This is a genomic window from Citrobacter sp. RHB21-C05 (assembly GCF_013889015.1).
GTDB classification, from domain to species: Bacteria; Pseudomonadota; Gammaproteobacteria; order Enterobacterales; family Enterobacteriaceae; genus Citrobacter_A; species Citrobacter_A sedlakii.
Genome location: NZ_CP057611.1, coordinates 2,176,355 through 2,192,104 on the forward strand (window position 1 = coordinate 2,176,355; position 15,750 = coordinate 2,192,104).

The 15,750-nt window shown below is 55.4% G+C and carries 16 protein-coding genes; 8 read left to right on the forward strand and 8 right to left on the reverse strand.

Going from position 1 to position 15,750, the window contains the following annotated elements; all coding sequences use genetic code 11:
* Positions 1 to 4: 4 nt before the first annotated feature.
* Positions 5 to 1,303, reverse strand: coding sequence for an SrfA family protein (locus HVX72_RS10460; RefSeq protein WP_181823156.1), 1,299 nt, complete (start codon positions 1,301 to 1,303; stop codon positions 5 to 7).
* 225 nt (positions 1,304 to 1,528) lie between these two features.
* On the opposite strand from HVX72_RS10460, the gene HVX72_RS10465 reads away from it, so the two are divergent.
* Positions 1,529 to 1,762, forward strand: coding sequence for a YdcY family protein (locus HVX72_RS10465; RefSeq protein WP_060571221.1), 234 nt, complete (start codon positions 1,529 to 1,531; stop codon positions 1,760 to 1,762).
* A 26-nt stretch (positions 1,763 to 1,788) separates the two neighbouring features.
* On the opposite strand, the gene HVX72_RS10470 is transcribed toward HVX72_RS10465, so the two are convergent.
* Positions 1,789 to 2,238 carry a DMT family transporter gene (locus HVX72_RS10470; protein ID WP_042283132.1) on the reverse strand — a complete coding sequence of 150 codons (450 nt, stop codon included), beginning with the start codon at positions 2,236 to 2,238 and terminating at the stop codon, positions 1,789 to 1,791.
* Entirely contained in the window at positions 2,235 to 2,753 is a 519-nt protein-coding gene (gene mddA / locus HVX72_RS10475) for an L-methionine sulfoximine/L-methionine sulfone acetyltransferase (protein WP_060571220.1), read from the reverse strand. Before mddA ends, HVX72_RS10470 begins: the two co-directional genes overlap by 4 nt.
* A 37-nt stretch (positions 2,754 to 2,790) precedes the next feature.
* Here mddA and HVX72_RS10480 point away from each other — a divergent pair, with 37 nt between their 5' ends.
* The 3 genes from HVX72_RS10480 (at position 2,791) to HVX72_RS10490 (ending at position 5,349) form a co-directional block, all read left to right on the forward strand.
* Positions 2,791 to 3,366, forward strand: a complete 576-nt coding sequence (locus HVX72_RS10480; protein WP_042283127.1) for an XRE family transcriptional regulator — start codon at positions 2,791 to 2,793, stop codon at positions 3,364 to 3,366.
* A gap of 57 nt (positions 3,367 to 3,423) precedes the next feature.
* Positions 3,424 to 4,461, forward strand: coding sequence for an NADP-dependent oxidoreductase (locus tag HVX72_RS10485; RefSeq protein WP_060571219.1), 1,038 nt, complete (start codon positions 3,424 to 3,426; stop codon positions 4,459 to 4,461).
* A 222-nt stretch (positions 4,462 to 4,683) separates the two neighbouring features.
* Complete coding sequence (locus HVX72_RS10490) at positions 4,684 to 5,349, forward strand: GntR family transcriptional regulator (RefSeq protein WP_042283124.1); 666 nt, start codon at positions 4,684 to 4,686, stop codon at positions 5,347 to 5,349.
* A 56-nt stretch (positions 5,350 to 5,405) separates the two neighbouring features.
* Here the strand turns inward: HVX72_RS10490 and pqqU are convergent, their stop codons facing one another.
* Complete coding sequence (gene pqqU / locus HVX72_RS10495) at positions 5,406 to 7,526, reverse strand: TonB-dependent receptor PqqU (protein ID WP_060571218.1); 2,121 nt, start codon at positions 7,524 to 7,526, stop codon at positions 5,406 to 5,408.
* A 264-nt stretch (positions 7,527 to 7,790) separates the two neighbouring features.
* Between pqqU and HVX72_RS10500 the strand changes: the two genes are divergently transcribed.
* Both HVX72_RS10500 and HVX72_RS10505 read left to right on the forward strand, forming a co-directional pair.
* Positions 7,791 to 8,852: a YncE family protein gene (locus HVX72_RS10500; RefSeq protein WP_042283119.1), complete on the forward strand. Its 1,062-nt coding sequence runs from the start codon at positions 7,791 to 7,793 to the stop codon at positions 8,850 to 8,852.
* A gap of 136 nt (positions 8,853 to 8,988) precedes the next feature.
* A complete protein-coding gene (locus HVX72_RS10505) occupies positions 8,989 to 9,210 on the forward strand; it encodes a YgdI/YgdR family lipoprotein (RefSeq protein WP_042283117.1) in 222 nt (73 codons plus the stop codon).
* 57 nt (positions 9,211 to 9,267) lie between these two features.
* Here the strand turns inward: HVX72_RS10505 and ansP are convergent, their stop codons facing one another.
* On the reverse strand, positions 9,268 to 10,710 hold the full coding sequence (ansP, locus tag HVX72_RS10510) for an L-asparagine permease (RefSeq protein WP_042283115.1): 1,443 nt from the start codon (positions 10,708 to 10,710) through the stop codon (positions 9,268 to 9,270).
* Positions 10,711 to 10,976: 266 nt separating this feature from the next.
* Here ansP and HVX72_RS10515 point away from each other — a divergent pair, with 266 nt between their 5' ends.
* Positions 10,977 to 11,594, forward strand: coding sequence for a glutathione S-transferase family protein (locus HVX72_RS10515; RefSeq protein ID WP_042283110.1), 618 nt, complete (start codon positions 10,977 to 10,979; stop codon positions 11,592 to 11,594).
* 50 nt (positions 11,595 to 11,644) lie between these two features.
* Here HVX72_RS10515 and HVX72_RS10520 read toward each other — a convergent pair whose 3' ends face one another.
* On the reverse strand, positions 11,645 to 13,621 hold the full coding sequence (locus HVX72_RS10520) for an alkyl sulfatase dimerization domain-containing protein (RefSeq protein WP_181823157.1): 1,977 nt from the start codon (positions 13,619 to 13,621) through the stop codon (positions 11,645 to 11,647).
* Positions 13,622 to 13,787: 166 nt separating this feature from the next.
* Positions 13,788 to 14,150, reverse strand: coding sequence for a DUF4406 domain-containing protein (locus tag HVX72_RS10525; protein WP_042283106.1), 363 nt, complete (start codon positions 14,148 to 14,150; stop codon positions 13,788 to 13,790).
* Between the two features lie 149 nt (positions 14,151 to 14,299).
* Here HVX72_RS10525 and HVX72_RS10530 point away from each other — a divergent pair, with 149 nt between their 5' ends.
* A complete protein-coding gene (locus tag HVX72_RS10530; RefSeq protein WP_060571213.1) occupies positions 14,300 to 15,055 on the forward strand; it encodes a DeoR/GlpR family DNA-binding transcription regulator in 756 nt (251 codons plus the stop codon).
* On the opposite strand, the gene HVX72_RS10535 is transcribed toward HVX72_RS10530, so the two are convergent.
* Positions 15,056 to 15,625 (reverse strand): flavin reductase family protein, encoded by a 570-nt coding sequence (locus HVX72_RS10535; protein WP_181823158.1) that lies wholly within the window; start codon positions 15,623 to 15,625, stop codon positions 15,056 to 15,058.
* Between the last annotated feature and the right edge of the window lie 125 nt (positions 15,626 to 15,750).

The following is a 15,750-nucleotide window of genomic DNA, read 5'->3' on the forward strand; positions in this document are numbered from 1 at the left end:
AAGATCAGGCACCTATCTTTTTAAACGTCAACGGGATCTCCGCTTGCCCGTCGAAGCGTGCGGTACAGGCGGCGACGTCATTTGTCCCGGCTTTACAGGTGATTTCCGGCATCGGATAGCGGGAGCCATCGGCGCAGCGCGCATTTCCACGGCTTTTGATCATGAGCTCGCCGCTCTGATGCAGACCGGAAAAAAGCTCGGCGCGACAAACAATGCTGTCGCCATGCACCAGCCGCGCTGTCCCTTTGTTATTCTGGATCTGATAGCGCAACGAGGGCGCTTTCCCGGTCGCGGGGTCTTTCACCTCCATTACTACGCGCCAGCGACCGTTGAGAAAACGGGTCGTACCGGCCTTCACCTGATTAGCCTCCATGACCAGCGCGTCTTTCGGTATCGCAGCAATGACCACCGGCGCGTCGGCGGGCGGGGTCTTTTTCTCCTCCGGAATAACGTGCGCCTGCTGCAGCGGTAGCGTGGCGGTCAGTTCCGGCAGAGCAGGCATTGCGGGTTGCGGCGCACTGACGCTTTCCGTCGCGACCGCGGGGGGGGGCGCGTGCCAGAGCAGCGGCGCGGCAAGCGCGGCAATGGTGACGGCGGCAACCGGCACGCTCCACAGCGGCAGTCGGCGCGCCGGTTTCGCGGACGCTTTTTCCTCCGCCACGACGGACGGCGCGACGGGCGGGCTGATGGTTTCAGAGACGGGCGGAGTTACCGGCACGACGGGGACTGACAATAGCGGTTCATCCGCCTGGGGAAAAGCGTTCTCTGGCGCGGTTTCTTCTGCAGGGACGGGGTCAGCGTGAATGTCCGCTTCGGGCGAATCTTCGAGATACAGGCATGCCAGCACATCGTCACGCACGTTTTCGTTAAGGTTGATAAACCCCCAGAAGGTGATAACCGGTTTCCCATCCACCAGGAAGACGTGGTTTTCACCGGGAAATTGTACGGCTTTTTCGAGCAAGGAGCCGAAAAGCTGTAACGCCGTTTTTCCGGATTGCAGGCTCTTGCGGCTCAGGGCGGCGGCGCTGTCCAGCGTCGCGGAAAGCGTGCGGAGGGCGCGACGGCGCGCATCAACGTCAGCCGCTTTCCACGCAACGGCCTGGCCTTCTACAGGAGAATACCAGTCCACCCGGTCACCGCTGTCGTTAATTTGCGGAATGGCGAGACAATCGACCATCGCCAGTTGCTTTCGCAGCCGGAGTGTTTCACGAATTTGCAGCGCTGAATCAAAGACGGCCTGGCCGCCACCGCCGACGGCCTGATAGTCATCAAGATTGCCGCTGCGCAAGAGAGTTTTTGCCACGTTAGGGTCCTTAAGACTTTTTCACGCATCTACTTTACGGCGACATAACGCGAGCAAACGGTGGAAGAAAGGCATAAAGGGGCGAATTATCCCGCCATAGAGGGGTTGACGTTGTGAAAAAGACTTAAGGGAAACTGACGGATATGCATTACGGATTAAATGCCGCAAGCGAACGGATTTCAGCGTATGATGAAGGTTTCATCAGTCTGTTGAAAAGGAGAAGCTATGTCGCACCTGGATGAGGTTAGCGCCCGCGTTGATGCCGCGATTGCGGAAAGCGTTATTGCCCAGATGAACACGCTGTTGATCGCCCTGAGCGACGATGGCGAATTAAGTCGCGAAGATCGTTACACCCAGCAGCAACGGTTGAGAACCGCCATCGCGCATCATGGCCGGCAGCATAAAGAAGACGCCGAAGCGCGCCGCGAGCAGTTGACAAAAGGCGGCACGATCCTGTGATGGGCCAGATGGCGGCAGGGCGGTCGTTAAAACGAACGTCTTGCCACCAGCCATGCGCCCACCACCAGCATCACCGCGCCACAAACCGGACCAATCAGCGCCCTCAGCGGTACCCCGTGGCTGCGCAGGAGATCCAGCGCCAGTCCGCCGATAAGCTGACTGGCGACCAGCACGGCAATCGTGGTCGCCGCCCCCACATGCTGATAGCCGCTGATGCTGGCAAACACGAAAAACGAACCCAGCAGGCCAGGAATTAACGTCCACCAGCGAACGCTGGAGGCCAGTTCGCCAAATCCCGCCATACCCTGCCTAAACCACAATAGAGTGACAAACAGCACGATGCCGACCAGCGAATTCAGCAGCATGGCGATCAGAATAGTGGAAGAGGTCTGGGTGATGCGCACCATCAGGGTGTTTTGCACCACCAGGCCGATACCCGCGGCGATCAGAAAGGCGAGCGTCAGCGATGTGTTCATCCGCGCGCGTCCGGCTGCAGACGATCGTCAAGCTGAAGCTGCATGAATGTCAAATCCAGCCAGCGGCCAAATTTGGTCCCTACCTGCGGCATTTGCGCGGTGATTTTGAACCCGAGCGTGCTATGAAGATGCAGCGAAGCCTGATTTTGCGACTCGATGCCCGCGACCATCACGTGCTTGCCGCAGGCGCGCGCTTCCTCAATCAAGCGGCTCAATAGCTGGCGTCCCACTCCTTTCCCCTGATGATCCGGGTGAACGTACACCGAATGTTCCACCGTGTGGCGAAATCCGTCAAAGTTGCGCCAGTCGCCAAAGGAGGCGTACCCCGTCACCTTACCGTTCTCTTCAGCTACCAGCACCGGATACCCCAGCAACTGACGCGCTTCGAACCAGGCCATGCGGTTATCGGCGTCTACGGTTTGATCGTTCCAGATCGCCGCCGTGTGTAACACGGCGTGGTTGTAGATCGCTGCGATATCCCCGCAATCCTCTTTGCTCGCGAATCGAATAAGCATCTTGAACCTCAGGAAATGTTCACTATAGTATTACGATATGAATACTATTGAAGACAGCATAAATCAACGCATCAGTGCAAGAATTCGCATTGAGCGAGAATCCCGCGGCTGGTCGCTGACTGAACTGGCTGAACGCGCGGGCGTTTCACGGGCGATGATCCATAAAATCGAACGTGCGGAAAGCAGCCCGACGGCGACGCTGCTCGGCAGGCTTTCCGGCGCCTTTGGCATCAGTATGTCAACGCTGATTGCGCGCGCCGAAATGCAAGAAGGCAAACTGCTGCGTGCGGCGGATCAGCCCGTCTGGCACGATCCGCAGAGCCAGTATTTGCGCCGCCACGTTTCGCCACACAGCGACTTGCCTCTCGATCTGGTGCAAATTGAGCTTCCCGCTGGAAGTGATATCCCGATGCCCGCCTCAGCCTATGTACAGGCGCGGCAGTTGATCTGGCTTCAGCACGGGGAACTGGTGTTCGTTGAGGGTGAAACCCGCCACGAGATGAAAGCGGGCGATTGTCTTGAGCTGGGGCCGCCCAATGATTGCCGTTTTATCAATGAAACAGCGCAAACCTGCGTTTACCTCGTTGTGCGTTTAAATCTCGCGGGACGTTAAAGACAGGCGCGGCCTGCTACTATTGATGGATTCATGCCAAACGCTGAGGAGAACATCATGGGTCAACAAGAACACCGTAATCGTCGCTGGGTTTTAGCCTCCCGACCCCATGGCGCGCCCGTGGCGGACAATTTCCGTCTTGAAGAGGATGAGGTCGCCACCCCGGGCGAAGGCCAGGTTTTGTTACGCACGGTTTACCTTTCCCTCGATCCGTATATGCGCGGACGAATGAGCGACGAACCGTCGTACGCGCCGCCGGTCGCGCTGGGTGAGGTCATGGTTGGCGGAACGGTGAGCCGCGTCGTGTCGTCAAACCATCCAGACTACAAGCCTGGTGAATGGGTACTGAGCTACAGCGGCTGGCAGGATTATGATATTTCCGACGGCGCGGGGCTGGTGAAGCTCGGCAACGATCCTGAACAGCCATCCTGGGCGCTCGGCGTATTGGGGATGCCCGGTTTTACCGCTTACATGGGCTTGCTGGATATAGGTCAGCCGAAAGAGGGGGAAACGCTGGTGGTTGCCGCCGCAACCGGTCCAGTCGGGGCGACGGTGGGGCAGATTGGCAAGATCAAAGGCTGCCGTGTGGTCGGCGTTGCCGGCGGCGCGGAAAAATGTCGTCATGCCACTGAAGTGCTGGGTTTTGACGTTTGTCTGGACCACCATGCGGATGACTTTGCAGAGCAACTGGCAAATGCCTGTCCACAGGGGATTGATGTCTATTATGAAAACGTCGGCGGTAAAGTCTTCGACGCTGTACTTCCGCTGTTGAATACCTGCGCGCGGATCCCGCTTTGCGGCCTAGTCAGCGGCTATAACGCGACAGAACTCCCCGCCGGGCCGGACAGACTGCCGCTGCTGATGGCGACGATACTGAAGAAACGCATTCGTCTGCAGGGTTTTATCATTGCGCAGGATTATGGTCACCGTATTCATGAGTTCCAGCAGCAGATGGGACGTTGGGTTAAAGAAGGTAAGATTCATTACCGTGAACAGGTGACGGAAGGACTGGAAAACGCCCCAGAGGTCTTCATCGGTCTGTTGAGTGGTAAAAACTTTGGCAAAGTCGTGATTCGCGTCGCGGAAGATGACTGACAAACATGGCGGCCCTGGCCGCCATAAAAAAATGGGCAGTTTTTAAATTTCCGGCTTTAATTAAATCACCGCGTGCAAGGCAAATTAAATTGCCAGGGCCGTTAAAATAACGCGGGTAAATGATCACGGTTGTCGTTTTATTTTTTCACCAGGCGAAATCTTAAACAATTAAATCTTTCAGGTTTAATTGCGATTGGCTATATGATGAGGTGAAGAAATAGAATGCCTGGTACGGAAAAGTCGCAGCACATCAGTCTGACAACACACGTTGAAAGAGGATTAAAAGATCGATTAAGTCTTGGCGAGCTGAAGCCTGGCGCCAGATTAATTACCAAAAATATTGCTGAGGAGTTGGGGATCAGTATCACGCCGGTGCGTGAGGCGCTGTTACGTCTGGTGTCTGCCAGCGCGTTAACCATTGCGCCCGCGCAAGCCTTCATGGTGCCGGAAATCAATATGGCGCGATTCGCGGAAATCATCCGTATTCGCTGTGAACTGGAAGGGATGGCGGTTATGGAAGCCACGGGGCGGATTACGCCGGAACGGATGGAACTCCTGGAGGCGCTGCTTGCGACGTATCAGCAGGCGCATGAAAGAGGCTCGGTAGCCGAGCGACTGCGGGCAAACCGGGCGTTACGCTTCAAAATTTATCACTTCGCCAACATGCCGACGCTGTGCGAAATGATCGAACAGCTGTGGGTACAAATGGGGCCAAGCCTGCATTTTCTCTATGATCTGGAAAAAGAGGGCGCGTATCCACACAGTGTCGATCATTACCATCAATTATTTAAGGTTATTGCCCAAGGAAATAAAGAGGCCAGTCGCGACTGTTTAATCGACATCATCAATAAAAATGTCGCCATCGTTAAACGACAATACCTTAATTAAGTACTGCTTAAATTTAGCGGGGAATCTCCCCGCTATGACTACCCTTATTACGCAGGTTATTCAAAACGCCATGCGAGGTTAACACCCACGCCGAAATTTCGCCCCGGAGCAGGTTCGTAGTATCTGCCGTTCGATTCATTCACAATGACCGAGCCAACATACGCTTTGTCAAAGAGGTTGTCGACCCGCCCGAACACATCCACCGTCAGATTACTGTAGTTGATTTTATATCCGGTATTCAGCCCTACGACAGTATAAGAGGGCGCTTTGGCGGTGTTTTCATCGTCAGCCATAATATCCCCCATGTAGCGGGCATCAGCCCCGGCATACCATCCTTCATCCGGCACATAACCCAGGGACGCAAAACCCATGTTGCGGGCGATCCCCGGCATCCTGTTACCGTTGCAGTTCTGGTCGTTGCAGACGTTGCTACGGTAGGTGGCGTCCAGCCAGGTCCAGGAGGCGTTGACGCGCCAGTTTTCGCCAAAACGCTGATCCCACCCCAGTTCTATCCCCTGACGCCGGGTCTTGCCCGCATTCTTATACGTTGTCCGTCCGCCGCTGCTGGAATCCACCACCAGTTCGTCGTCCGTGTCGGTCTGGAACAGCGCCGCCGTCAGCAGTCCGTTGCCGATACGGGTTTTGCTGCCAATTTCTATCGTATCGTTAGTGGAAGGTTTAAGATCGAAATTCATCCCGCTTTGCCCATCCGCACGGTAGGAAAGCTCGTTTATGGTCGGCGTTTCAAAACCGCGGCCCGCTGCCAGATAGAGGTTCCAGGCGTCCGTCACGGCATACTTCAGCGATCCGGCTGGCAACCATTTATGATAGCTGGCATCGCCGCTGTCGTCGCCGTTGCCCGGCGTCACGTAGTGATCGTTAGAGTCGAACCAGACCGAACTGTAGCGCACGCCTGCATCAAGGGAGAGTTTGTCGGTCAGTTGCCACTGCGTCTGCAGGTAGGGGTCGACGTTCCACATCAGGTTGCGCTCGTCCCGGCGGCGCTCGCCTTTTTGGCCGTACTCCGGTACGCCGTCAGTGAGACGGTAATTTGTGTAGCCCTTACGGTTCTCACTCATATTTTCGTAGTTCAGCCCGGCAGTAAACGTCATGGGTACAATCAGTTCCCCACGGTGCGTCCAGCGACTGTCGATGCCCTGGTAATGACGCTGCAGCGAGATAACGCCGCCCGCATGGGACGGTCTGAGCTGAGGGGCCATCGGGATCGACTGATACTGGGTGGTTTCACGTTGCCCGGCATACATCATCACGCTCATGTCGTCCTGGGCGCTAAGCTGTCGTTCATAGCGCAGCCCGGCCTGCGTCTGCTTGATGGTTTTACGCGTGTGATACTGCTCCGCGCGCGGCGACTGTTGCGGGTTATCGCGCCATTCGGCTTCGGTCAGGCCGCCGGGATCGTCAGCTTTAATATCGACGCTGTTAAAAATCAGACTCAGCTTGCTTGCCTCGTCGAGACGCACGCCCAGTTTCGCATTGGCGAGATTCTTTTGCGCGCCGCTACGATCGCGGTAGCCGTGGGTAGTAAAACGGGTTGTCGACACCGTGTAGTCCACATCGCCAGCCTGGGTGCCGTCACCCAACGCGCCGGTCGCTTTTAACCCGTAGCGCCAGCTGCCGTAACTTCCATAATAGCTGCTTGCCTCGATTGTCGGCGGCTGTTGTCCGGTTTGTGTCGTCACGTTCATGACCCCGCCGGAAGCATTGCCGTAAAGCGCGGAGAAGGGACCGCGCAGTACTTCAACGTTTTGCACGCTGCTGAGATCGATATTTGACGTCTGCCCCTGGCCGTCCGGCATCGTTGCCGGGATGCCGTCAACATACAAACGAATGCCGCGCACGCCATAAGTTGAACGCGACCCAAAGCCACGGATAGAAAGCTGAAGGTCCTGAGCATAGTTTTGTCGGTTCTGCACCTGCAGGCCCGGCACGCGGGTCAGGGATTCGGAAAGATTGATGCGCGGCGCCGCCCGGCGCATATCTTCGCCCTCGACCACGCTGACGGCGGCGGGGGTATCCAGTTCAGAAACGGCCTGGGGTGAGGCGCTGACAATCAGCGTTTGTTCATCGGCTTCGCTGTCCGCTGCGGCCAGCGGAGAGAACACGAGTGGAAAGAGCAGAGCGGGAACTGCGGTATAGCGTATGGAAATAATCTTCATGAAAAAAGGCCAGTTAAAGTGAACGTACCCATAGGTATGTAAGTTACATGTTAATTCGTTTGTAAAATTTTGAAAATTTTAACGGCACAATGCGTTAAGAATTAATGGAGAAATTAAGAAGATTGTAGACAGGATGCGAAGAAGTGCTCCACTTTCTGACAAATAATGATTACCATTCCCATTTATAAAAGAGAGCAAAACCATGATCTTGCTCAGCGAAGCGATGTGAAGCAGCAAAATAGCGATATATCAAAGGGAGTCGTCATGCATTTTCGTCATCAGTTTTCCCCGCGCCTGCGTGGTGCTTTACTGTTAGGTTCACTGCTGGTTGCCTCATCGTTCAGCACTCAGGCGGCAGAAGAGATGCTGCGTAAAGGCGTGGGCAAGGGCGCTTACGAAATGGCCTACAGCCAACAGGAAAACGCGCTGTGGCTCGCCACCTCGCAAAGTCGCAAGCTGGATAAAGGCGGTATTGTTTATCGTCTCGATCCGGTCACGCTGGACGTGACGCAGATCATTCACAACGATCTCAAACCGTTTGGCGCCACCATTAATAACGCGACCCAGACGCTGTGGTTTGGTAACACGGTGAATAGCGCGGTCACTGCCATCGATGCGAAGACCAGCGAAGTGAAAGGACGACTGGTGCTGGACGCCCGCAAACGCTCCGAAGATGTCCGTCCGCTGCAGCCGCGTGAGCTGGTTGCCGATGAAGCAACGAATACGGTGTATATCAGCGGGATTGGCAAAGAGAGCGCGATTTGGGTGGTGGACGGCGAAAAGATCGCCCTGAAAGCAACCATTGAAAACACCGGTAAAATGAGCACGGGTCTGGCTATCGACAGCGGCGCGAAGCGTCTTTACACCACCAATGCGGACGGCGAGCTGATCACCATCGATACCGCCACGAACAACATCATCAGCCGTAAGAAACTGCTTGATGACGGTAAAGAGCACTTCTTTATTAATCTGAGCCTGGACACCGCCGGTCACCGCGCGTTTATTACCGACTCGAAAGCGGCGGAAGTGCTGGTTGTCGACACCCGCAACGGCAACGTGCTGGCGAAAGTCGCTGCGCCGGAATCGCTGGCCGTGCTGTTTAACCCGGCGCGTAATGAAGCCTACGTCACCCACCGTCAGGCCGGTAAAGTGAGCGTGATTGACGCGAAAAGCTACAAGGTAGTGAAAACCTTCGATACGCCGACCTTCCCGAACAGTCTGGCGCTGTCGGCAGACGGCAAGACCCTGTACGTGAGTGTGAAGCAGAAGTCGACACGCGAAAAAGAAGCCACGCAGCCAGACGACGTGATTCGTATTGCGCTGTAAACCCGCAGGAGGGGGAAACCCCTCCATTCACGTTCCCATACCCGCCGATACGCCTCGTTACATCCCGCTGATAGCCTGAATAAGCCCAGGGAATTACACTGTCCCGCTTCGGTTAAATGAATCACTTGGGAATGCTATGAAAAAGCCACTGTTCTGCCTTTGCGCTGGCGTGATGCTGTTCGCGCTGGCAGGTTGCTCCACGAATTACGTTATGACTACCAAAAGCGGGCAAACCATCGTCACGCAGGGAAAACCGCAGCTTGATAAAGAGACGGGAATGACCCGCTATACCGATCAGGACGGGAATGCACGGGAAATCAACAGGAATGACGTGGCGCAGCTTATCGAAGCGGATTAGTCGACGCCGTTGAAAAGCAGGCCTGATCGGCGTCGTCGGTCAGGCCTTTGTCATTTTTTATGGCGCAGTGCGATGGATTTCCGCAACGCGTTTACGAACGCCAAACCAACCGGCAACCAGCAGAATGGCGATCAGCGGCAGGGAAGCGATGGTATAGGTGCCGTTCGGATAGTCAAACGCCATCAGCACCAGTACGCTTAACAGGAAAAGCAGCGTCAGCCAGGAGGTGAACGGCGCGCCCGGCAGCTTGAAGCTGACATCGGCGGCTTTGCCCTCTTTGATTGCCTTGCGCAGGCGCAACTGGCACACCACAATGAATCCCCACGACGCGATAATGCCCAGCGAGGCGAAGTTGAGGACGATCTCAAAAACCTGAGAAGGCACCAGGTAGTTGAGGAAGACGCCCACAACATACACCGCCAGCGTCGCCATAATGCCCGCCCAGGGCACATGCTGGCGGCTCATCTTACTCATAAATTTCGGGGCGGAGCCGCCCATCGCCATTGAGCGCAGAATCCGTCCGGTGCAGTACAGGCCGGAGTTCAGACTGGAGAGCGCGGCGGTCAACACCACAATGTTCATGATGCTGCCAATATAGGGCACGCCAAGTTTTGAGAAGAACGTGACGAACGGGCTTTGTCCGGCCTGGTAGGCATTCCACGGCAGCAGCAGAACCAGCAGCACCACGGAACCCACGTAGAACAGGCCAATACGCCAGATCACGCTGTTAATGGCTTTAGGCACCATGGTCTGCGGATCTTTACACTCACCGGCGGCGGTGCCGACCAGTTCGATAGAGGCAAACGCAAAGACGACACCCTGCACCAGAACCAGCGCGGGCAGCAGGCCGTGAGGGAAGAATCCGCCGTTATCGGTGATCAAATGAAAACCGGTGGCGTTGCCGTCCAGCGGTTTGCCGGACCCCAGAAAGACCGTGCCCACCACCAGAAAGATCACAATTGCCAGCACTTTCACCAGCGCGAACCAGAACTCCATTTCGGCAAACCATTTTACGCCAATCATGTTCATGGTGCCGACGATGGCCAGCGCGCCGAGAGCAAAGACCCATTGCGGTACGTCGCCAAACGCGCCCCAGTAGTGCATATACAGGGCCACGGCGGTGATATCGACAATTCCCGTCATCGCCCAGTTGACGAAATACATCCACCCGGCCACATAAGCGGCTTTTTCACCGAGAAATTCGCGGGCATAAGAGACAAAGCTGCCGCTGGAAGGGCGATGGAGGACCAGTTCGCCCAGCGCGCGAAGGATAAAGAACGAGAAAATCCCGCAAACGAGATAAACCAGCGCCAGCGCCGGACCGGCCATTTGCAGGCGTGCGCCCGCGCCTAAAAATAACCCGGTGCCAATGGCGCCGCCAATGGCGATCATCTGAACCTGACGGTTGCCCATTGCTTTGTGATAGCCTTCCTCATGGGCATTCAACCAGCGTCGCTTCGCCGCGTGCTGCGCCGACGCCGTGGTGTCTTGTGTATTCATTCCGTTTCCTGTTACCTGTCTAAGTGAGAATACTGTTGTCGCGACAGCCGCCGCGACGCGGTTAATTTTTCCCGTCATTCTGTGTACGGATAAAACCACCGGCGAAGCATCCTACCTGCAAATAATAAACGGCGCAAAATATACGAATACGAATGGTCAGTCTGCGTAATAAATAAGCAATGCGCACCTGCAACGCGCCGGATCGGGCTACGGGCGGCATCTGCCAGGTTACTCTACACTTACTCTTTTAACCGGGTGGAGGCAGTATGATTAAGATCTACGGCGCGCCGGGCTGGGGTTCGGCGATTAGCGAGCTGATGCTTACGCTGGCGGACATTCCCTATCAGTTCGTTGATGTCAGCGGATTTGACCGCGACGGGCCGCAGCGCGATTTACTGTTAAAGCTGAATCCGCTGTGTCAGGTGCCGACGCTAACGCTGGAAAACGGCGAGGTAATGAGCGAAACGGCGGCCATCGCGCTTATGGTCCTCGACCGCCGTCCCGAACTGGCTCCCCCTGTTGGCAGTGCGGAACGACAGCAGTTTCAACGTTTGCTGATCTGGCTGGTCGCTAACGTCTATCCGACCTATACCTTTGCCGATTACCCTGAACGTTGGTCGCCGCAAGCGCCAGAAGCACTGAAAAAAAACGTTATCGAATACCGTAAATCGCTCTATCTGTGGCTAAATGACCAGCTCAGCGCTGAGCCGTATGCGTTTGGCGAGCAGTTAACCCTGCTGGACTGCTACCTCTGCGTGATGCGCACATGGGGACCGGGACACGACTGGTTTCAGGATAACACGCCCAATATCAGCGCGATAGCGGATGCGGTGTGCCAGTTACCGACGTTACGTCAGGTGCTTAAGCGCAATGAAATTGTATAAGTGCGGAAACGGAGAAAACGATGCCCGGCAGTGAGCCGGGCATACGCTGATTACGGGGTGACAATATTGAACCAGAATTCGAACTTATCCATATAGCCGAGCAGTTCGTTGAGTTTTTCCGCATTGCCGGTGATTTTAACGTCACCTTTGTCCGTGGCCTCTTTCAGCGTTTCCTCTTTTAGCACAATGCGATTCAGTGCGTCGCGCGACAGGCTGATCGTCGCGTCTGCCTGCGGATCTTCAACGTTTGCGGTATGGTTCAGGACGCCGTTTTCCAGCTCCACTTTGTATTTCCCGCCGTCTTCCCCAAAGTCAATATTAAGCACTGCTTTCGCATCCGCCGCCTTTTCACCGTTGATGTGAACCGCGAGATAATCAAAGAACATTTCCGGCGTCATTGCCCGCACGGTATCCGGGCTGGCGGTGTTAGGCGTAGGCATTTTTTGCACGCCATTACGCAACTCCTGTGCGCCAGTCAGATAAAAGTTACGCCACGGACCCGATTCCGCCTGGTAACCCAACTGTTCGAGCGCATCCGCCTCCAGGTTCCTTGCCGCCTGATTATTCGGATCGGCAAAAACCACTTTGCTTACCACTTGCGCAACCCAACGGTAATTCCCCTGATCGTAATCCTGCTTCGCTTTTTGCAGAATGGCATCCGCGCCGCCCATGTATTCGACAAATTTCTTCGCCGCTTCTTCCGGCGGCAGCTCATCAAGGGTAGCCGGATTGCCATCAAACCAGCCGAGATAGAGCACATAAGTGGCTTTGACGTCGTGGCTGACGGAACCATAGTAGCCTCGGTTCGCCCAGGTGTGGGCAAGCGACGGCGGCAGTGTAAAGTTAGCGGCGATCTCGTCGCGGGTGAGCCCCTGATTCGCCATGCGCAGGGTCTGATCGTTGATATAGCGGTACAGGTCGCGCTGGCTCTTCAGCAGTTTCACGACATTGTCGTTACCCCATGTCGGCCAGTGATGCTGGGCGAGGATAATTTCGGCTTTATCACCCCATAAATTGAGCGCTTCATTAATGTATTTTGACCACGGCAACGGCTGGCGAATTTTGGCGCCGCGCAAAGAATACGTGTTATGCAGCGTGTGGGTGACATCCTCGGCGGTCTCGATGATTTTCTTCTCTTCGATATACCACAACATTTCGGAAGGGGCTTCTGAGCCTGGCGCCATCATGAAATCGTAGGTCAGGCCGTCAATCACCTCTTTTTGCCCTGTTTTGGTGATGTAGTGGGTCGGGGCGATCAACGTGACGGTACCGGCAGACGTCGTGGTGCCCAGTCCCGCGCCTACCTGGCCTTTGACGTCAGGCTTTAGCAGGTTGCCGTACATATAACTGGCCCGGCGGCTCATCACATTACCAGCCATGATATTTTCCGACACCGCTTCTTCCATAAAACCTGCGGGCGCGTAGATTTTCACTTTGCCGGACTTCACATCCGCTTCATCCACCACGCCGCGCACGCCGCCATAGTGGTCAACGTGGCTGTGGGTATAAATGACGGCCACAACTGGTTTGTTTCCGCGATTCTTATAGTACAAATCCATGCCGACCTTTGCCGTTTCCGCTGAAACCAGTGGGTCAACAACGGTAATACCTTCTTTTCCTTCGATAATCGTCATATTGGACAGATCGAGGTTGCGGATCTGATATACCCCGTCAGTCACTTCAAACAGGCCGCTAATGTTAATCAGTTGCGCCTGACGCCAGAGGCTTGGGTTGACTGAATCCGGCGCTTTATCGCCTTCTTTAATAAACGCGTACTGTTGGGGGTTCCAGATCACATTGCCTTGTTCACCCTTGATTACCTCCTGCGGTATCGGGGCGATAAAGCCCTTATGCGCATCGGTAAAGTCTGTGTTATCCGAGAAGGGCAGTTGATTATAAAGCGCGTTATTGGCCTGTTGGGTGGCGGCTGTGGCGTCTTTCGGCGCTTCAACAGCCAGAAGGGGCAGGGAATATGACGTCAGCATCCCAGCGAGGATGAAGCCTCTGGCGATGGTATTGAGTTGCATTGAATAACCTCTCTTTAGAATGGCGGATAGGCTTTTAGGTATGTCATGCACAACGGAGGGTTGGCGTGGAAATTTGAGGTAATGCAACATTAACTATAGTGGGCTTCGCAAGGACGGCAAGGCGGTGCAGATACCGGCAGGTGATTGATATCTGCACAATTTATCATCAGGCCTGCGGAATAGCCTCCAGAGTGGTGTAGACGTTCAGTCCCAGTTGGCGGGCGATCTCGATATCTTTATCCGCGCCTCGGGAAGCGCCGGGAATACGATAAATGGCGTTACAGCGGGTGATCAACCGATGTGCGACCGGATAGAGCATCGCTTCGCTGATGTCATCGCCCAGCGAGGTTGAACCCGCCGCTTTCGCCAGCGGCAAGGCGAGCCATTCGCCAATCACCGGGATATGCCCGCGCTGGTAGACGGCAAGCGCGGCGGCTTCCAGACGGTGCAAATTCGCATCAATCAATGCCTGTTTACCGTCTGTACCGCTGCGATACGGTCCGGCGATCAAGATAAGTTGTGCTGTCATCATGTCCTCACTAAAGAAAAAGAGTGCGCAGAATTGCGTATTTCTGCACGTTTTTGTTGCCTGAGAGGCCCTGCGTTTGTAGAGTAGGCATCATAAACAGCAAATTCGTGCATGATCAAGATCAATCGTGCAAAACCAGGAATAAACCGATGCTTACCGATCAGCGTAAAAAATTGATTCTCGATCTGCTCGCCGCAGAAGGACAGGTATTGTCAAAATCGCTCAGCAGCCGTTTTGCGGTTTCGGAGGACACCATTCGCCGTGACCTGCGGGAGCTGGCGGCAGAAGGGCGTTTACAGCGGGTTCACGGCGGCGCGCTGCCTGCCTCTTCCGCCGTTGGAACGTTTGTGGAGCGAAAAACGCTTAAAACCGATGCTAAAAAACGACTGGCGCAGAAAGGCGCGACGCTTATCTCAAACGGCCAGGTGGTCATAGTGGATGGTGGTACGACCACCACCGAGCTGATTGCCTGTCTGCCGGACGATCTCAACATTACGGTAGTCACGCACAGTCCGGGCATTGCGCTGGGGCTGGTGAATCATCCTCTCATCGAAATCATTCTGATTGGCGGTCGGGTGTATAAACACTCCATCGTTACCGTTGGCGCGGCGGCGGTGGAAGGTATCCGCAATATTCAGGCCGATCTGTTTTTTATGGGGGCAACAGGGATCCACCCGGAAGTGGGATTAACCACGGGCGATTACGAAGAAGCGTGCATCAAACGCGCATTTTCCGCCAGGGCGGCGGAAACCATCGTTCTGGCTTCACCGGAAAAAATCAATACGGCCTCGCCCTTCGCCATTGGCGATGTGTCGTTGATCAACACCGTCGTGGTGGAAGATAACACCGATAACGGCTGGATCACCGCCATGCGGGCGAAAGGCGTGACGGTAATAAAGGCGTGATTAGCCCGCAGTGACGCGTTTACCGCTGGTCACAAACGTACCCGCGCCGAGGTGGTGCAGGGTATTACGTTTATCGTCATCGAACTGCCAGCGGCCTTCCGTGAACGCCCGCGTATCCGCAGCGGCAGAAACCACTTCACCAAACAGAGTATCGTATTTTTCCTGGGCGGCGGTGGCGGGAAGCAGGCGGCATTCCATCCACGCAAGGCATTTTTCTTCGACTAACGGCAGGCCAAGCACCGGGCCGTTTACCACCGGAATACCATAACAGTTGAACTTGTCCTCGTCGCGCCCGGAAACGCTGCCGACAGCCCATGTCCAGTTGGTCGCCGCTACGCCGGGTATGACGATGCCGAACAGGCCGCTGCGCTCAATCAGCTCGCGTGACCAGGTTGATTTATCCACCACTATCGCGATACGAGGCGGCTCAAATTCAACCGGCATTGACCAGGCGGCGGCCATGATATTGCGTCTTGCGCTGGCGTCGTCGCGACTGGTGATCAACACCGTGGGACCGTGATTGAGCAGGCGGCTGGCGTGGCGTAATTCGACAGGGCGGAATCGACTCATCGGATTGTCTCGCAAAGTGTTTTCTGAGTATTAATGATAAGTGGCCGGGCGCCAATTTGCACAATAAGTGGCGTCTCTTTCGGGATCCATCGTTTATACTCTTTCGCACCTTACCGGATCACCGC